A 16,120-nucleotide genomic window follows, 5' to 3' on the forward strand; every position below is an offset into this window, starting at 1 on the left:
GGGGGGGGCGCGCACGTTGGGATTGCTGGGTTTGTCCGTCCCGCCCTCACTATACCTGCGCCGGTCCGCGCGGGGGGGGCCCGGGTTGGGCCGCCACCGCACCTCGGTCAGGACTCGTAGGGCAGAGCCTTGACGTCGGACGCCTTCACGTAGACCACGCGGTGGTTGTACGAGATCTGGAAGTACGTCTGACCGCCGACGACGAGCGTGTGGTTGGCCGGCACGCCCGCCGGGTCGAACCGGGCGTAGTAGTTCTCCGCCTTGAACGAGCCGGTCGCCACGTAGGTCTGGCCGGCGGGCAGCGTCCAGGGGATCGGCGCGACCGTCCAGATCGGGTCGAACGGGATCGTGGACGGGTACTCGGACTGCTCGGGGTAGGCACGCCCGTAGAGCGGGACCGACGAGACGCCGTCGGGAGCGGTCAGCAGCAGGCCGCGGGCGGGCACGGTCGCGCAGTGCCCGGGGTTGTGGAACCACGCCTTCTGCCCGCCGTACCAGATGGCCGTCCAGTCGCCCTGCTGCCCGGCGAGCGCGTAGGACCGGCCGGTGACCGCCTTGTCGCTCCAGTCGTCGATCGCGGTGGTGCCGGGCGAGCCGTCGGGGTGGTTCACCGGGTCGGTGATCAGCGGCGCGTTCTCGTCGGGCGCGGTGCGCAGGTAGACGAAGTTCGCGCCGTGCGCCGGCAGCGGGGTGCAGGTGCCCGCCGCGTCACACGTCGTCATCGGGGGCTGGTTCGTCGCGTAGTGCGGGTTGATCGTGACGACCTGGCTGTCCGGGGAACCGGTGGGCCGGATCGGCGCGCCGAGCAGGTCCATGTAGTGCGCCCAGTCCCAGTAGGGGCCCGGGTCCCAGTGCGCGGCCGAGAAGTTCTTCGTGCGCTCCCGCGAGATGTCCTCGTGGCCCAGGATGTGCTGGCGGTCCAACGGGATGTGGTACTTCGCCGCGAGGTACTTCACCAGCGCCGCGGAGGAGCGGTACATCTGCTCGGTGTACCAGGTGCCGCCCTGGGCCGCGATGCCTTCGTGCTCGATGCCGATCGAGTGCTCGTTCATCGTCCAGTTGCCGGCGTGCCAGGCGACGTCCTTGTTCTGGACCATCTGCGTGACCTGCCCGTCGGACGAGCGGATCACGTAGTGCGAGCTGGCCCCGCCGGCCGGGTTCTGGAACGACGCGATGGCCTGGTCGTACGGGCTCGCGGTGCTGCTCGGCACGCTTTCGGTGTCGTGGATGACGATGTACTGGATCTTCTGGCCGTCAGCGGGCCGGTTGGCGGGATCGTAGTTGCCGTAGTTGTTGGGATCGCTGTGGTTCGCGCTGGACCAGTCGTATCCGGCGGGCACGAACCGGCAGTCGAGGTTCGCCGGGCATTCCGGCGCCGGGGTGTCCTGCGCGTGCGCCGTGACGGGCAGCGCGGCGGACGCGACCAGCGCGAACACCGCGGCAGTCACGGTTCTGACGGTGAAGGGCATCAGGCATGATCCCAGAAATCCCGCCGCTGTGAAGCGTTTTCACCATTCCGCGAAACCGCCGTCGTCGTGCCGCCACACCGGCGACCGCCACGCGTGCCCGACCTCGTCGGCCCGGCGGACGGCGTCCTCGTCGATCTCGATGCCGAGGCCGGGCCCGAGCGGGCGGGCCGCGTAGCCGTCCTGGAAGGCGAAGATCGACGGATCGGCGAGATAGCTGTGCTCCCGGCCTTCGTGGTAGTGCATGCCCGCACTCTGTTCCTGGATCAGGAAGTTCGGCGTCGCGAACGCGACCTGCAGCGACGCGGCGAGGGAGATCGGGCCGAGCGGGCAGTGCGGCGCCAGCGAAGCGCCGTACACCTCGGCGAGCGCGCCGATCCGCCGCAGCTCGGAAATCCCGCCCGCGTGCGACGGGTCCGGCTGGACCACCGCGACGCCGGCGTCGAGCACCGGCTTGAACTCCCAGCGCGAGAAGAGCCGCTCGCCGAGCGCGATCGGCACCGTGGACGCCTCGACGACCGCGCGCAGCGTGTCGCTCGGCGTCTCCGGCAGCACCGGTTCCTCGACGAACATCGGCTGGACTTCCTCGAGGAGACGCACCAGCCGGCGCGCCATCGCGGGCGAGACGCGGCCGTGGAAGTCGATCGCGAGGTCGCGGTCCGGGCCGAGTGCCTCCCGCGCCTCCCACGCGCGCGCGACCGCGGCGTCGGCTTCCGCGGGCGACGCGATCGCGGGCAGCGGGCCGGCGACGTTCATCTTCACCGCCGTGAACCCCGCCTCGACCTGCGCGGCCACGGCTTCGCGGATGCCGGCGGGCCGGTCGCCGCCGACCCAGCTGTAGACCCGGACGCGGTCGCGGACCGGGCCGCCGAGCAGCTCGTGCACCGGCGCGTCGCGCACCTTCCCGGCGATGTCCCACAGCGCGTGGTCGAAGCCGGACAACGCGCTCGACAGCACCGGGCCACCGCGGTAGAAACCGCCGCGGCGCAACACCTGCCAGTGGTCCTCGATGCGCAGCGGGTCCTGGCCGATCAGCAGCTCGGACAGCTCGTGCACGGCCGCGCGGACGGTCTCCGCGCGGCCCTCGACCACGGGCTCGCCCCAGCCGCTGATCCCCTCGTCGGTGCTGACCTTGAGGAACAGCCAGCGCGGCGCGACCAGAAATGTCTCGATGCCGGTGATCTTCACCCTGTCCCCGATCTACGCGGAATCCTTGGCGGCGGACCAGCCGCCGTCGACGGTCAGTTCGGCCCCGGTGACGAACGAGGCCGCGTCCGAAAGCAGGAAGGCGATCACGTTCGCCACCTCTTCCGGCTTGCCGAGGCGGCCCACCGGTGTCGCCCGCGCGCTGCGTTCGCGGTTCTCGGGCGAGATGTTCTTCCAGGCCTCGGTGAGCACCGGTCCCGGCAGCACGGAGTTGACCCGCACGGCGGGGGCGTATTCGACGGCCAGCTGCCGGGCCAGCGCGACCAGCGCGCCCTTGCTCGCGGCATACGCGGGATGCCCCGGCAGGCCGAAGTGCGCGTGCACCGACGAGACCAGCACGATCGCGCCGCCCCGGGCGCGCAGCGACGGCAGGCAGGCCCGGACGGCGAGGTACGTGCCGGTCAGGTTGACGTCGAGCTGGCGCTGCCACTCGGTCAGGCCGATCTCGTGCAGCGGCCCGGTGCTGGGCACGTAGGCGTTGCTGACCAGGGCGTCCACCTCGCCGATGGCCGCCCAGGTGGCCTCGTCGCGGACGTCGCCCCGGATCGGGACGACGCCGTCCGGGAGTTCCGCGATGTCCACGCCCAGCACGCGGTAGCCGTCGTCGAGCAGTCGAGCCGCGGTTGCCGCGCCGATCCCGGACGCCGCTCCCGTCACCACCGCCGTACGCGCGGACATCGTCGTCTCCTCTCGGACTCCAGCCAGGAGCAGCATGACGTGCGCCCCTTGGTTTGCGCAAGATTAAATCCTAAAATACGACTTATGACTTATCGTTGGGAGATCACGGCGGACGCATTGGGCCAGGGTGTCGTCGGAATCGTGCGCACGCGCGACGCGGAATCGGCGCTTTCGGCGGCCCGGGCGGCCCTCCAAGCCGGGCTGCGCTCGATCGAGCTGCCGCTCACCAACCCGGGAGCACTGGAGGCGATCTCCGCGCTCGCCGCCGCCCACCCGGACGCGACGATCGGGGCGGGCACGGTGCTCGACGCGCCGTCCGCGGTGCTGGCCATCCGCGCCGGGGCACGCTTCCTCGTGTCGCCGTCGGTGGACACCGCGGTGATCCGGACGGCGCACCGCCACGGCGCGGCGGCCTTCCCGGGCGCCGGCTCGGTGACCGAGATCGTGCGCGCGCTGGAAGAAGGCGCCGACGCGGTCAAGGTGTTCCCGGCTTCCGCGCTGTCGCCGTCGTGGATCTCCGACGTGCGGGCGGCGCTGCCGCAGGCACCACTGGTACCCACCGGCGGCATCGGCCCCGAGGACGTGCCACGCTGGCTCTCGGCGGGAGCGGTGGCCTGCGGGATCGGCTCGGCGCTGACCCGCGGCACCAGCGCGGAGATCTCCGCCCGGGTCGAGACGCTGTTGAGGAGCGCGCATGGCTGAGCTGGTCTTCGTCGGGTGCTACACGGGCGACGCGGGGAAGGGCACCGGGATCACGACGCTCTCGCGTTCGCCTTCGGGCGAGCTGACGGAGATCGCGACGCTGCCCATGGAATCGCCGTCGTGGCTCGTGCGCCACCCGTCGTTGCCGGTGCTGTACGCGGCGAACGAGACCGGCTCGGGCGCGGTGACGGCGTTGTCCTTCTCCTCCTCGGGTGCGCTGTCGGTGCTGGGCTCGGCCGAGACGGGCGGCGCGCACCCGTGCCACCTGGCGGTGACGCCGGACGGGAAGTTCCTGCTGTGCGCCAACTACACCGGCGGCAGCCTGGCGGTGTTCTCCCTGACGCCTTCGGGCGCTCTCGGTTCCCAGACGGCCCTGGTCCAGCACACCGGCAGCGGTCCGGTGGCCGACCGTCAGGAAGCGGCGCACGTCCACATGGCGGTGCCGTCGCCGGACGGTTCCGTCGTGAGCGCGGTCGACCTCGGCACGGACGAAATCCGCAGCTATACGCTGTCTTCGTCGGGCTCGCTGGAGTTGCTGGCGGTGTCATCGCTGCCGCCGGGAACCGGCCCGCGCCAGCTGGTGCGCCGCCCGGGCACGGACCTGGCGTACGTCGTCGGGGAGCTGGCCGGAACCGTCGTGACGGTCCGGGAGACCTCGCCGGGCGCGTTCGCCGTGGTGTCCACGACGGCTTCGACGTTTTCGCCGCCTTCGGGCCCGAACCTGGTGGCGCACCTCGAGCTGACGGGCGAGAGCCTGTACGTGTCGAACCGCGGCCCGGACTGCGTCACGGAGTTCGCCCTGGACGACACGGCCGCGGTGGCGGACCAGCCGTGCGGCGCGAACCCCCGGCACTTCGCCTTGGTCGACGGGACCTGCTACGTCGCGGCCCAGTCGGAGGACGCGATCACGGCGTTCACCCTGACCGCGTCCGGCGACGCGGAGCTGCGGTACCACCCGACGGGGTCGCCGACGTTCGTGCTCCCGGTTTCCCTGCCCTGACCATCGGCGCTAGCACGGGTCCAAGCGGGTCGGATCAGGCTTGTGCCCGTCGAGCGGTACGCCGGGGAGGTTGTTGCGGAAGAACGTCTCCCACAGGTCGCTGGTGATGAACTCGACCAGCTTCCGCCGGATGACTTCGCATCGCTCCTTGTCGGCTACCGGGACACCGACGCCGTAGCGTTCCTGGTGCCCGAAGACTATCTCGACGGGGACCGAAACGGCCGGGTCCGTGCGCTGGATGCCGGCGAGCAGCAGCTGGTCGGTGGACACCGCGTCGATCTGACGGCTGTGCAGCGCCTGGCGGCACTCCTCGTTGGTGTTCTTCTCGACGATGGTCACCGGAAACCCCAGTTCGCCGTGCAGCTGGCTGGACGAGGTCGACCCGCTCGTCACGCAGATCGTTCTTCCGCGGAGATCCGCGACGGTGCGGTAGGCGCCCTTGTCCTCGGCACGGACCATGACACCTTGCTGGGTCAGCATGTACGGCCCAGCGAAGTCGATGCCTTTCTCCCGGCGTTTGTCCGTGATCGAGTACGTTGCCACCACGAGTGACAGCGCCCCGCCCAGCAGATCGTTTTCGCGGTTCTTCGTCACCACATCGACCGGCACCGGCCGGAATCCCAGCTGGCTCCCGAGCCAATTGGTCAGATCGTGGTCGAATCCGCCACGGTCGCCGGCCGCGTCCACCAATCCCCAGCCGGGCGAACCGGATGTCACGCCGACGTTGAGGATCGCGGGAAACAGCGGTTTCTGTTCGGCAGAGCAAGCGGAAAGCAGCACAACCGCCGCGAAGATCGCCACGGACCCCCGTCGCCGGTCAGCCATTGAGCACCGCCTTGTCGATGTGCAGGCGGACCGCGCAGTTCACGTTGTCCGCGTCGTAGCGCAGCACCACCTTGACCGCCGCGTCGCGCCGGACTCCGTCGAGTGGCACTGCCGTCGGTTGTTGCGGCGAACCTGTCACCACCTTTTGCTGACGCCCGTCGAGCACGGGGATGAAATCGAGCATGGCGGTGCGCTCGCAGTCCCCGGTGTCCTGCACGTTGGTGAGCGACACGGTCATGGTCAGCTTGGTCCGAGCCGGAGGCGCGCCCGGCACGTCCAAAAGCGTGTAACTGCCGTTCCGCCATGGCGGATCATCGGGCTTGCCCTTGCCGGGGAACGACACCTCGATGTCCCTGGTGTTGTCCCACACCGCATAGCCGAGCGCGCCCAGCCCGAACACCGCCAGCGCGGCGGCCGCGACCATCGAATACCGCCGCCACGGCAGCGGACTGGTCCGCTTTCTGACCTTCGGCAACAGCGGCAGGGCCGCCAAAGCCGCCGAAAAGGAAAACGCCAGCGTACCGGCGAGCTGGCTCGCCGTGTTCAAATCCAGGACGAGCAACGGCAGCAGCGATACCGCGCAAAGAATTGCCAGCAACCCCAGGAAACGTCGCCGCGCGGCACTGTCGGTCATGGCCCGCATGTCGGTCTCGCAACCGCGGTTGTTACAACCCGGGCTTTGTCGGTTCAGTGATGATTGTCTGACGTATTCGCAGGCCTATCCGCAGCGATTCAACGGCCACCGTCCACGCCGCAGTTTACTCATAATTTATGATGAATCGCCGAGCGGCGTAAGATCCTCCTGTCACCACCAGCCAGCTGAGAGGGTCCTCCCTTGACCGAACACCGGCCACGCGGCCTGCACGGCCAGACCGTGGAGGCACTGGCCAGCCGGATCCTCTCCGACGAGTGGGGCGAGGGCACCGTCCTGGACCTGCCCGCGCTGCGGGAAGAACTCGACATCAGCCTGACCGCGCTGCGCGAGGCGCTGAAGGTGCTGGCCGCGAAGGGCATGATCGACGCGCGGCAGAAGCGCGGCACGTTCGTCCAGCCGCGCGAGAAGTGGAACATGCTCGACGCCGACGTCATGCGCTGGCAGACCGCGGCCGCCGACGACCCGGGGCTGCTCGACGAGCTCACCGAGGTCCGCGCGGTCGTGGAGCCCGCCGCCGCGCGGATCGCCGCCGGGCGCGCGTCGGCCGAGGACGTCGAGGCGCTGCGGGAAGCGCTGTCCGAGATGGCCGCCGCGGGCGACGACCCCGAGGCCAGCGTCGCCGCCGACCTCGTCTTCCACCGGCGGCTGATGGCCGCCACCCACAACAACTTCCTGGTGCGGATGGAACGGATCATCGCGATCGGCCTGGCCGAGCGCGACAAGCTGGTGCACGGGGCACCGGCGGCGGAGGACCCGGTGCCGAGCCACCGGAAGGTGTTCGACGCGATCGTCGCCGGGGACCCGGCCGCGGCCGAGCAGGCCATGCTCGCCCTGGTCGCCAAATCCCACGACGACCTGGAGAAGGCCAAGCGCCAAAGTCCGTGAAGGCCTCCTTACCGGCCGTAAGCGCCGGTAAGGAGGCCTTCACGGACTTTCGAGGGCCGCCTGCAGCATCCGGGCCGCCGCCGCGCGCGGGGCCGGGTCGACGGCGATCAGCGCGTTGACGACCGCGCCGTCGACCAGGGCCACCAGCCGGTCCAGCTCGGTCTCCGTGACAGGTGTGCCCGAGCGGGCGAAGATCTCCGTCAGCAGCTCGTTGAGCTGGGCCGACAGCGTCCGCATCAACGGCCGCAGGTACGGACGGCGGCCGGTGGCGACCAGCCGCTCGTACCGCAGGAGCACGGCTTCGGCGTCGGCCTCCTGGTCACCGCTCTCCGGGCCCAGCAGCATGTCCAGCACCAGGTCGACGGTCGCCTGCACGCCGCGGTTGCGGGTCGCGAGCTCCTCCAGCCGGCGGCGGCCGGTCGCCAGCTCGGCCTTCGCGTGGTGCTCGACGGCCGCCGTGACCAGGTCTTCCAGCGAGTCGAAGTAGTACGTCGTCGACGCGAGCGGCAGGCCGGCCCGCTCGGCGACCGCGCGGTGCCGCACGGCGTCGAACCCGCCCTCGACGAGCAGTTTCGCGGCGGCCTCGACGAGCGCGGCGCGCCGTCGCTCCCCCTTCGGGGTGGTCGCAGCGGTCATGGCCGGTCATTCTGCCAACCGGCCCGCCCCGGGCTCAGAACTGGGGCGCGAGATCGTGCGCGATCCGCTCGACCCGCCCCGCGAGCGGTGCCGCCGCCCCGGCGGAAGGCACGCTGACCAGCACCAGCGCGCCCCCGGAAGCCGTGCTCACCTGCGCGGTCACCGTGCCGGCGGGCTGGAACTTGCGGGCCACCGGGATGCCCTTCGGGTACACCGCCGCGGCGATTTCGCCACCCGGGACCGGGAACCCGGCGGACCGCGCCGCCGTCGAACAGGCACCGCCCGGGACGGCCTGGGTGTCGGAGACGTGGCCAGGGAGCTCGCCAGCGAGGGCGATGGCGAGCTCCCTGTCCACCTGATCGCACCCGGAGGCGCCTTCGGCCAGCCGGCCGGTCCTCCCGTCGGAGGTACCCCCCTGCTGGGGTACCGCCGACGAGAAGTTCGGTGACTCCCCCTCGACCTGAGGACGCATCGGGCCGTCCCCGGGTTGCCCGGCGGCCGCCCCGCTGTCCTGGGCCGAGGTCATCGACTGCGGGGTACCCCCGGACAGCAGGCCGTACGCCCCGAACCCGGCCACGACCAGCACCGCGGCGCTCACCCCGGCGGTGATCCGATTGCGGTGGCGCACGGTCTGGCGGCGGGACTCGCGGACGACGTCGTCCTGGGAGAACGTCGGTTCGGGCGCGTCGCCGGGCACGGCGGAGAACAACGAGCGCAGCTCTTGCTCATCCATTGGTCTCCACCTCCCGTTCCAGCACCTGCTTCAGGTTCGCCAGCCCGCGCGCGGTCTGGCTCTTCACGTTGCCTTCGCTGCAGCCCAGCGCCTGCGCCGCGCTGGTCACGTCCAGTCCTTCGAAGAACCGCATGACCAGCACCGCCCGCTGCTTGGGCGGCACTTCCTTCAACGCCGCGAGCAGGTCTTCCCTGGTCGCGACGAGGTCGTCGAGGCCGGGCGAGTCGTCGGCGGGCTCGGGCAGCGTCTCGGTCTGCCACTCGCGCCGCCACGGCCGCCGTGATTCGTCGATCGTCGCCCGGACGAGTGTCTTGCGGACGTACGCGTCGGTCGCCGCGCGATCCCTGATCTTCTTCCACCTCCGGTGCAGTGCGACGAACGCCGTCTGCGCGAGGTCGTCCGCCCGGTGCCAGTCGCCGCAGAGCATGTACGCGGTCCGGCGCACGGCGTCCCGCCTGGCGGCGAAGTACTCCGCGAACTCCTGCTCGTCGCGCTGGTCCACGCGCAGTCGTGCTCCGCTCTGTTGTCGTTCGCCCGTGAGGACGGAATCAGGGGCGTCCACGGTTGCACGGACCGGACGAGTTCGACCACTCCGGGGCTCATTGATCCCCTCGACGTCGGTGTGATGTGATCGCTCTGTGACCTTCACGCTGCCGCCGCTGGACTTCCGCTCCGACACCGTCACCCGGCCGGACGACGTGATGCGGGCCGCGATGGCGTCCGCCGAGGTCGGCGACAACGTCCTCGACCACGACCCGACGATCGCGAAGCTGGAGGAGCGGGCCGCGCACGTCCTGGGCATGGCGGCCGCTCTCTGGGTGCCGAGCGGGACCATGGCCAACCTCGTCGCGCTGAGCCTCCACCTGCGTCGCGGCGACCGGTTCCTCGCCACGCGCGGCGCGCACGTGCTGGCCAACGAGCTGGGTTCGGCGGCGTGGCTGGCCGGCGGCATGCCGGAACCGGTCGAGCACGACGGCGGCCCGGGCCGCCCCTCGCCCGACGGCCTCTTGGCCGCGATCGGGCGGCCCGCGCCGTACTTCCCCCTCCGGACCTCGCTGTTCTGCCTCGAGAACACGCACAACGCCGCCGGCGGCGCGGTGATCCCGCCCGACGAGCACGCCCAGCTGCTGTCCGTCGCCAAGGAAGCCGGCCTGACCGTGCACCTGGACGGCGCCCGGATCTGGCACGCCGCCGTCGCCCTCGAAGTGCCGCCGGCCGCGCTCACCGTCGGCGTCGACAGCGTGTCGGCCTGCTTCAGCAAGGGCCTCGGCGCGCCAGTCGGCTCGGTCGTCGCGGGCAGCAAGGAGTTCGTCCGGGAGGCCCGCCGGATGCGGCAGATGCTCGGCGGCGGGGTACGGCAGGGTGGCATCCTGGCCGCGGCCTGCCTGGTCGCGCTGGACCGCGTCCCCGAGCTGGCCGAATCGCACGAAAACGCCCAGCGGCTCGCCGAGGGCCTGCGCGAACACGGCTGGCCGGCGAACGACCCTGACACCAACATCGTCCTCGCCGAGGTGCCCGACAGCCTGGCCGCGCAGACGTGGCTCGACTCGCTGGGGATCCACGCGATCGCGGTGTCGGGCCGGGTCCGGTTCGTCACCCACCGGGACCTGAGCGCGGCCGACATCGAAGAAACGTTGCGCCGGCTCAAGACCGGCGCGTGACGACCTGGGGGTACCGGTGAACTGGATCGTGTTCGACTACGGCGACGTGCTCAGCAAGCCGAGCGCGGCGCGCCCGGACCTGGCCGCGGTGCTGGGCGCACCGCTGCCCGAGTTCGAGAAGGCGTACTGGGACCTCCGGATCCCGTACGACGCCGGCAGCACGCCGCTGGAGTACTGGCAGGCCGTCGGTGCCGCGGTGGGCGTGCCCGTCGACGAGGCGATGTCGGCCGAGCTGACCCGCATCGACGTCGAGGGCTGGGGTCACCTGGAACCGGCTTCGGCGGCGCTGCTCGAGGCGCTTTCCGAGGCCGGCGCGGCGCTGGCGCTGCTGTCGAACGCGCCGTCGGTGTTCGGCGAGTGGGTCCGCGCGCAGGACTGGGCGCGGCACTTCCGCGTGACGTTGTTCTCGGGCGACGTCCGGTGCGTCAAGCCGGACGCGAAGATCTTCCGTCTCCTGCTCGACGAGCTCGGCGCCGAACCGGCCGACTGCCTGTTCTTCGACGACCGTGAGTCCAATGTGGACGGAGCACGTGCCGTGGGCCTGCGCGCCCACCTGTGGAACGGCGCCGACGCGGCCCGGGCCTGGCTGGACTGAAACTCACCCACACCGCACGGCCGCCTACCGGCCGTGATCTCCATGACCTAGGCTGGGCGTCCCCGACTTCCCCGGCAGGTGTCCATGGCGACGAGCGAACGACCGTCGGACCGCGTCGACTTCGACCGGCCGAGCATCGCGCGCGTCTCCGACGCGCTCATGGGCGGGCAGAACAACTACACGGCCGACCGCACGGTCCTGCGGGAGATCCTGGACATCGCGCCCGAGTCGCCGGCGATGGCCCAGGAAGTGCGGCAGTGGCTCGTGCGCGCCGTCCGCTACCTGACCGAACGGCTGGGCGTCGACCAGTTCCTCGACCTCGGCTCGGGTTTCCCCACGGTGGAGAACACCCACCAGGTCGCGCAGAAGTACAACCCGGAAGCCCACGTCGTCTACGTCGACAACGACCCGGTAGTGCAGGCGCACGGCCGGGCCCTGCTCGTCGACAACGACTTCACGCACTTCTCCGGCAACGACCTGCTGCACCCCGGAGAGACGCTCGCCGACGACACGGTGAAGCAGTTCCTCGACTTCGAGCGGCCCGTCGGGCTGGTGATGTGCGCGATCGTCCACCACATCACGGACCTCCAGCAGGCGCAGCAGGTCGTCAAGTCCTACGTCGGCGCGATGGCGCCGGGCTCGTACCTGCTCCTGCTGCACCAGCACAACCCCGGCGACGGCTCCGAAGCGGCCGCCGTCGCGGCGTCACTGCAGGACCGGTTCGGCCGCACCGGGCTCGACACGCTCTACCGCACCCGAGCCGAGATCGCGTCCTTCTTCGACGGCCTCGAACTGCTCGAGCCCGGGCTGACCGCGCCGCACCTGTGGTGGCCGGACGGTCCGCGCCTGGCGCCGCTGACGCCCGTCAACTGGACGTCGCTGTGCGGCGTGGCGCGGATCCCGTGAGTGTCAGTAGCGGTTGATGCGCTTGTGGTCCTTCTTGCCGGTGATGGCGCCGTACGCGGCCGTGCCCAGGAAGACCACGCCACCGATGATGGCGATCCACAGGACAGCCTTGAACAGGAAGCCGAGCACGCTCCCCAGCACCATGAACGCCACCCAGGCGACGATCAGGCCGCCGACGATCTTCCAGAACATGGCTCCTCCGATGCATTCCCCGTGGCCCCACCGGCCCGATGACTCCACAGTGCCACCTGGCGCGGTGAAACTCCCCTCGGAAGGCCAACGTTCGGGGTTTATTCAGGGTTCCCCCTGGCCAGCCAGGCCCCCAGGCGCCGGACCCCTTCGTCGATGTCCCCGGCGCTGCCGGCGAAGGAGAACCGGACGTACTTGCCGCCGTCGACCGGGTCGAAGTCGACGCCGGGGGTGATGGCGAGCCCGGTGTCGGCGAGCAGCCGCTGGCACCAGCTCAGGCTGTCTTCGGTGTACGCGCTGACGTCGGCGTACGCGTAGAAGGCGCCATCGGCGGGAGCGAGCTTGTCGATGCCGATGCGCTTCAGGCCGGCGAAGAGCCGGTCGCGGTTGGCGCGGTACCGCTCGACGTGCGCGTCGGCTTCCGCGTACGCCTCGGGCGTGAAGGCGGCGAGGGCCGCGTACTGCGAGACGGCGGGCGGGCAGATGGTGAAGTTGCCGGTCAGGACGTCGACCGCGCGGTGCAGCCGCTGCGGCGCGAGCATCCAGCCGAGCCGCCAGCCGGTCATGGCGAAGTACTTGGAGAAGCTCCCGAGCACGATCGGCTCACGGCCGAACTGCCAGGCGCAGTCGAGCTCGGCGCCGTAGGAGATGCCGTGGTAGATCTCGTCGCTGATGAGCTGCACGCCGTGCGACGCGCACCAGCCGGTGATCGCGGCCAGCTCCCCGGGCGGCAGCACGGTCCCGGTGGGGTTGCTGGGACTGGCGACGATCAGCCCGTCGATCGGACCGAGCTCGTCGAGCAGGGCGACGGTCGGCTGGAAGTTCGTCTCGGCGGTGGTGGCGAACTCGACGACCTCGCAGCCGAGGACGGACAGCAGGTTGCGGTAGGCGGGGTAGCCCGGCCGCGCCATGGCGACCTTGGCACCGGGGTCGAAGGCGCTGAGGAAGGCCAGCAGGAAGCCCCCGGAGGACCCGGTGGTGAGGACGACGTCCTGCGCACTGACGTCGAGCTGGTATTTCCGCTGGTAGTGCGCGGCGACGGCCTCGCGCAGCTCGGGGATGCCCAGTTGTTCGGTGTAGCCCAGGGTGCTGTCGTTCAGGGCTTTGTGCGCGGCCTCGAGGACGGGCTTCGGCGCGGGCGCGGACGGCTGCCCGGCCGCGAGCGACACGAGATCGCCGTGGCTGCGCTGCCGGGCACCGGCCGCGGAGAGGACGTCCATGACGTGGAAGGGCGGCACACCGGCCCGCAGCGCGGGCCCCGCGAAGGCTCCGAGGTCGACCATGCGGCCAGGCTAGTAGCCGCGGTAGGCACCCCCGTGGGCCATGGCCTTGATGCCGGGCACGTTGTCGAGGCTGCCGTACCGGTCGAAGGAGTACCGGACGCCGGCGATGATGTTGTCGACCGGGTTGTAGATGTTGTCGTGGCCGGGCAATTTGTGGGCATTGAAGGTGGAATCAATGCACTGCATGAGGCCCTTGGACGGATGCCCAGCGGCGGCATTCGAGTTGCCGGTCAAGAAGATGTGGTCGCCTTCCTGGGCTGTCCACGTGCCGAGTTCCGTGGTCACGCACCACACGTCGCCCCGGCCGGCCTCTTCCTTGTGCAGGAACGCGCCCGTGATGACGGGGGCGTTGAAGTGCACGGAGAACTCCGGGCGCCAGGTTTCCGGCTGGTGCTTGCGCTCCACCGGGAGCACACGAGGCCGCCACCCGGACAGGTACCCCGCGAGCGCGATCGCCTCGAGGACGGCACCCGGCGCCTGGTAGACGACCACCTGAGGCCGGGTGTAGCCCGGCTTCAGGTACTGGCTGCCCTCGGCGTCGGTGATCGCTTCGAGCCACGCCGCACGCTGCTCGGTGGACATCGCCAGGACCTGGGCCACCGCGTCCGACTTGGGGTTTCCCGCGCGCGCCAGCAGGTCCCGGGCGTAGTCGTGGTCCAGCCGGAACTGGTGCCGGGGCCTGCAGCCACCGCGGTCGTCGACGTACAGCGCGTGCGGCACGCCGTCGAGGAGCTTCTTGAGCTTCTCCACCATTTCGGGCTTCGACTGCGCGATGGACACGGTCGGGCGGTGCTGCCGGGTCTCGACGTGTCCGTCACCAGCGATCCACCCGAGGATGGCGGCCTCCGGCACGCTGATTTCCAGCGACGACTCGGTCGCCGCGGGCGCCGTGAGGAGAATCCGGTCACGCGAGCGAACGTCACGGGTGGTCACGAAACCCGGCTCGGTCTCGTAGCGGTTCTCCTGTTTCGGCGAAACGAAGCCGTGCATTTTGCGTCGGTGCACCGCGACACCGTTCGCCGGCTGGTCCACCGAACGCGGCTCCCAACCACACTCCGGGCAAACCACCGGCAGATCGGTGCGCCGGACACTGACCCGCGACAGGTCGAGCCAGCGGTGGTTCGGCGTCGTGGTCGCGTGCCAGCGGGAGTTGCTCATCCGGACCAGTTCGGCGTCTTCGTGGTGGACCACCCGGGTGATCCGTGTCCACTCGCTGCGCCCGGTGGCCGGGTTGAAGCCGATCGTCTCGTCGCCGACCTCGACCGCGTCGTGCTTCAGGAGACCACGCCTGGTCACGATTTGCGTGTCCAGTGGCACGCAGTCCCAGTTGTTTATGGCATTGGGATTTCCACCGGATTCGTGCTGAATGATGGCCCAGATCTTCGGGATATCCGCATCCGTCACCGGAATACCCGCCGCCTGGAGCGCCTTCATCGCTTCCTGAATCCACTGTTGCACATTGCCAGGAGGCGGCGACGACGGCGGCCCACCGCTGGGACCGAGGCCGCCACCTCCACCGCCTCCACCACCACCGCCGCCGCCCCCGCCACCGCCGTGGTGGGAGGCGCCGTTGCTGTGGATGCCGCCCGTGCTCTGGGGTGGCGGTGACGAGCTGCTCGGCAGCGGGACCTGGTCGTAGCCGCCCTCGATCTGCTGGGACATCAGCTTCTGCGAGGCCTTGATCGCCGTGTCGGCCTGGGTTTGCAGGCCCGTCACGTCGCCGTCGAAGCCCGCCGTGATGGTGTGGATGTCCGTTTTCGCCGTGGCCAGGATTTCGGCGGACGAAGGGCTCGGGCCGGGCTTGCCCTCCTCGTGCGCCCTCTGTTCCGCGGCTTTCGCGTTGTCGATGGCCGTTTGCGCCTGCTGGTTGCGGGCGTTGACCGCCTTCTCCGCCGCCAGCTGCTTGTCCTGGACGTTCTTCTTGATCTGCTCCAGGGACGACGCGAGGTCGTCGAGATCCTTGGCGACGTCCTCGAGGTGGGTCTGCACCTTGGTCCCGGCGTCGCGGACCTGGCGGACGTACTGGAAGAACTGGTCGGCCGCCGGACCGGCCCACACGCTTCCGTTGAGCGCGTCGGTCGAATTCTTCAGCGACGCATTGTGGTCGCCCGCGTTCTTCCCCGCCTCGCGGAACTGCGCCGCCGCCGCGGTGATCTTCCCCAGGTCGACCTTTTCGACCTGGTTCACCTTGTCCATGAAGGCGCCCCAGTTGTCCGGCGTGCCGGCGCCGTTGGAGTTCAAACCCACTGTCGTGCCCCCTGCTCAGTTCACTTGTCGACGTGCAGTTCGAGGTCGCTCGCCCCGACCTGGTCGGTTTCGGCGATCAGCCCCGCGGCCTTGCGCATGGCGAACCCCAGCGCCTCCATGTGCTTGCCCGCGGCGTCGAACTGGCTGTGCACGCCGTCCTTGAACTTGCCGACCGCGCCGTGCGCGTCGCCGGTGGCGTCCATCCCGCCGAAGGGGCTTTCCTTCTCGTGGTCCAGGCCGGTGACCTTCTGCTTGGACTTCTCGAACTCGTCCTTCAGCTTCTCCACCTGACCGGCCGCGATGGCCATCGAGTCCGGGTCGTAGACAGGCACGGTTCGTCATCCCCTTCGGAAACTTGTCGCCGCCCGGTCAGACGTCGCCGTGACCAGGACGGTTCCCGCGCTTACTTTATGACTTCGCGCGGGGCGGGCGGGGGATCTCGGCGAACTTCCA

General features: G+C 70.3%; 17 protein-coding genes and 2 pseudogenes. 6 read left to right on the forward strand and 13 right to left on the reverse strand.

Annotated elements, in window-relative coordinates; all coding sequences use genetic code 11:
- Window positions 1-107: 107 nt before the first annotated feature.
- Genes AB0G28_RS05230 through AB0G28_RS05240 form a run of 3 tightly spaced genes read right to left on the reverse strand, consistent with a single transcriptional unit; the run spans window position 108 to window position 3,350 of the window.
- Window positions 108-1,448, reverse strand: coding sequence for a peptidoglycan recognition family protein (locus tag AB0G28_RS05230; RefSeq protein ID WP_361083160.1), 1,341 nt, complete (start codon window positions 1,446-1,448; stop codon window positions 108-110).
- A gap of 60 nt (window positions 1,449-1,508) precedes the next feature.
- Complete coding sequence (gene dgoD / locus AB0G28_RS05235; RefSeq protein WP_361083162.1) at window positions 1,509-2,654, reverse strand: galactonate dehydratase; 1,146 nt, start codon at window positions 2,652-2,654, stop codon at window positions 1,509-1,511.
- Window positions 2,655-2,666: 12 nt separating this feature from the next.
- Window positions 2,667-3,350: an SDR family oxidoreductase gene (locus tag AB0G28_RS05240; protein WP_361083164.1), complete on the reverse strand. Its 684-nt coding sequence runs from the start codon at window positions 3,348-3,350 to the stop codon at window positions 2,667-2,669.
- Window positions 3,351-3,434: 84 nt separating this feature from the next.
- Here AB0G28_RS05240 and AB0G28_RS05245 point away from each other — a divergent pair, with 84 nt between their 5' ends.
- Window positions 3,435-4,052 carry a bifunctional 4-hydroxy-2-oxoglutarate aldolase/2-dehydro-3-deoxy-phosphogluconate aldolase gene (locus AB0G28_RS05245; protein ID WP_361083166.1) on the forward strand — a complete coding sequence of 206 codons (618 nt, stop codon included), beginning with the start codon at window positions 3,435-3,437 and terminating at the stop codon, window positions 4,050-4,052.
- Window positions 4,045-5,052 carry a beta-propeller fold lactonase family protein gene (locus AB0G28_RS05250; RefSeq protein WP_361083168.1) on the forward strand — a complete coding sequence of 336 codons (1,008 nt, stop codon included), beginning with the start codon at window positions 4,045-4,047 and terminating at the stop codon, window positions 5,050-5,052. Before AB0G28_RS05245 ends, AB0G28_RS05250 begins: the two co-directional genes overlap by 8 nt.
- 9 nt (window positions 5,053-5,061) lie before the next feature.
- Here AB0G28_RS05250 and AB0G28_RS05255 read toward each other — a convergent pair whose 3' ends face one another.
- Window positions 5,062-5,853: a transporter substrate-binding domain-containing protein gene (locus AB0G28_RS05255; protein WP_361083170.1), complete on the reverse strand. Its 792-nt coding sequence runs from the start codon at window positions 5,851-5,853 to the stop codon at window positions 5,062-5,064.
- A 16-nt stretch (window positions 5,854-5,869) separates the two neighbouring features.
- Complete coding sequence (locus AB0G28_RS05260; RefSeq protein WP_361083172.1) at window positions 5,870-6,511, reverse strand: hypothetical protein; 642 nt, start codon at window positions 6,509-6,511, stop codon at window positions 5,870-5,872.
- Between the two features lie 201 nt (window positions 6,512-6,712).
- Between AB0G28_RS05260 and AB0G28_RS05265 the strand changes: the two genes are divergently transcribed.
- The gene (locus AB0G28_RS05265; RefSeq protein WP_361083174.1) at window positions 6,713-7,417 is read left to right on the forward strand and encodes a FadR/GntR family transcriptional regulator; all 705 of its coding nucleotides are present in this window, start codon (window positions 6,713-6,715) and stop codon (window positions 7,415-7,417) included.
- Window positions 7,418-7,456: 39 nt separating this feature from the next.
- Here AB0G28_RS05265 and AB0G28_RS05270 read toward each other — a convergent pair whose 3' ends face one another.
- The 3 genes from AB0G28_RS05270 to AB0G28_RS05280 are packed head-to-tail and all read right to left on the reverse strand — an operon-like array spanning window position 7,457 to window position 9,288.
- On the reverse strand, window positions 7,457-8,053 hold the full coding sequence (locus tag AB0G28_RS05270) for a TetR family transcriptional regulator (protein WP_361083176.1): 597 nt from the start codon (window positions 8,051-8,053) through the stop codon (window positions 7,457-7,459).
- 34 nt (window positions 8,054-8,087) lie between these two features.
- Window positions 8,088-8,786 carry a hypothetical protein gene (locus AB0G28_RS05275; protein WP_361083178.1) on the reverse strand — a complete coding sequence of 233 codons (699 nt, stop codon included), beginning with the start codon at window positions 8,784-8,786 and terminating at the stop codon, window positions 8,088-8,090.
- The gene (locus AB0G28_RS05280; RefSeq protein ID WP_361083180.1) at window positions 8,779-9,288 is read right to left on the reverse strand and encodes a SigE family RNA polymerase sigma factor; all 510 of its coding nucleotides are present in this window, start codon (window positions 9,286-9,288) and stop codon (window positions 8,779-8,781) included. Before AB0G28_RS05280 ends, AB0G28_RS05275 begins: the two co-directional genes overlap by 8 nt.
- A 136-nt stretch (window positions 9,289-9,424) precedes the next feature.
- Between AB0G28_RS05280 and AB0G28_RS05285 the strand changes: the two genes are divergently transcribed.
- The 3 genes from AB0G28_RS05285 (at window position 9,425) to AB0G28_RS05295 (ending at window position 11,948) form a co-directional block, all read left to right on the forward strand.
- Entirely contained in the window at window positions 9,425-10,447 is a 1,023-nt protein-coding gene (locus tag AB0G28_RS05285; RefSeq protein WP_361083182.1) for a GntG family PLP-dependent aldolase, read from the forward strand.
- A 16-nt stretch (window positions 10,448-10,463) separates the two neighbouring features.
- On the forward strand, window positions 10,464-11,042 hold the full coding sequence (locus AB0G28_RS05290) for an HAD family phosphatase (RefSeq protein WP_361083184.1): 579 nt from the start codon (window positions 10,464-10,466) through the stop codon (window positions 11,040-11,042).
- A gap of 84 nt (window positions 11,043-11,126) precedes the next feature.
- Window positions 11,127-11,948: an SAM-dependent methyltransferase gene (locus AB0G28_RS05295; protein WP_361083186.1), complete on the forward strand. Its 822-nt coding sequence runs from the start codon at window positions 11,127-11,129 to the stop codon at window positions 11,946-11,948.
- A gap of 3 nt (window positions 11,949-11,951) precedes the next feature.
- On the opposite strand, the gene AB0G28_RS05300 is transcribed toward AB0G28_RS05295, so the two are convergent.
- From AB0G28_RS05300 to AB0G28_RS05320, 5 genes and pseudogenes are all read right to left on the reverse strand, one after another.
- Window positions 11,952-12,140: a hypothetical protein gene (locus AB0G28_RS05300; RefSeq protein ID WP_361083188.1), complete on the reverse strand. Its 189-nt coding sequence runs from the start codon at window positions 12,138-12,140 to the stop codon at window positions 11,952-11,954.
- A gap of 98 nt (window positions 12,141-12,238) precedes the next feature.
- Window positions 12,239-13,420 carry a pyridoxal phosphate-dependent aminotransferase gene (locus AB0G28_RS05305; protein WP_361083190.1) on the reverse strand — a complete coding sequence of 394 codons (1,182 nt, stop codon included), beginning with the start codon at window positions 13,418-13,420 and terminating at the stop codon, window positions 12,239-12,241.
- Between the two features lie 9 nt (window positions 13,421-13,429).
- Window positions 13,430-13,642: pseudogene (locus AB0G28_RS05310) on the reverse strand (transglycosylase SLT domain-containing protein); the annotation flags it as partial.
- Window positions 13,643-14,155: 513 nt separating this feature from the next.
- Window positions 14,156-15,616 (reverse strand): annotated as a pseudogene (locus tag AB0G28_RS05315) (WXG100 family type VII secretion target); the annotation flags it as partial.
- Between the two features lie 71 nt (window positions 15,617-15,687).
- A complete protein-coding gene (locus AB0G28_RS05320; protein WP_361083192.1) occupies window positions 15,688-15,999 on the reverse strand; it encodes a hypothetical protein in 312 nt (103 codons plus the stop codon).
- Window positions 16,000-16,120: the final 121 nt, after the last annotated feature.

Source organism: Amycolatopsis sp. NPDC021455 (assembly GCF_040640995.1).
Taxonomy (GTDB): Bacteria; Actinomycetota; Actinomycetes; order Mycobacteriales; family Pseudonocardiaceae; genus Amycolatopsis.

What these genes read in the sequence shown, in the direction of transcription:
- AB0G28_RS05260 (WP_361083172.1), bottom strand. Translation starts at nt 6,511, where the DNA reads ATGACCGACAGTGCCGCGCGGCGACGTTTCCTGGGGTTGCTGGCAATT.
- AB0G28_RS05240 (WP_361083164.1), bottom strand. Translation starts at nt 3,350, where the DNA reads ATGTCCGCGCGTACGGCGGTGGTGACGGGAGCGGCGTCCGGGATCGGC.
- AB0G28_RS05305 (WP_361083190.1), bottom strand. Translation starts at nt 13,420, where the DNA reads ATGGTCGACCTCGGAGCCTTCGCGGGGCCCGCGCTGCGGGCCGGTGTG.
- AB0G28_RS05270 (WP_361083176.1), bottom strand. Translation starts at nt 8,053, where the DNA reads ATGACCGCTGCGACCACCCCGAAGGGGGAGCGACGGCGCGCCGCGCTC.
- AB0G28_RS05275 (WP_361083178.1), bottom strand. Translation starts at nt 8,786, where the DNA reads ATGGATGAGCAAGAGCTGCGCTCGTTGTTCTCCGCCGTGCCCGGCGAC.
- AB0G28_RS05295 (WP_361083186.1), top strand. Translation starts at nt 11,127, where the DNA reads ATGGCGACGAGCGAACGACCGTCGGACCGCGTCGACTTCGACCGGCCG.
- AB0G28_RS05245 (WP_361083166.1), top strand. Translation starts at nt 3,435, where the DNA reads ATGACTTATCGTTGGGAGATCACGGCGGACGCATTGGGCCAGGGTGTC.
- AB0G28_RS05250 (WP_361083168.1), top strand. Translation starts at nt 4,045, where the DNA reads ATGGCTGAGCTGGTCTTCGTCGGGTGCTACACGGGCGACGCGGGGAAG.
- AB0G28_RS05300 (WP_361083188.1), bottom strand. Translation starts at nt 12,140, where the DNA reads ATGTTCTGGAAGATCGTCGGCGGCCTGATCGTCGCCTGGGTGGCGTTC.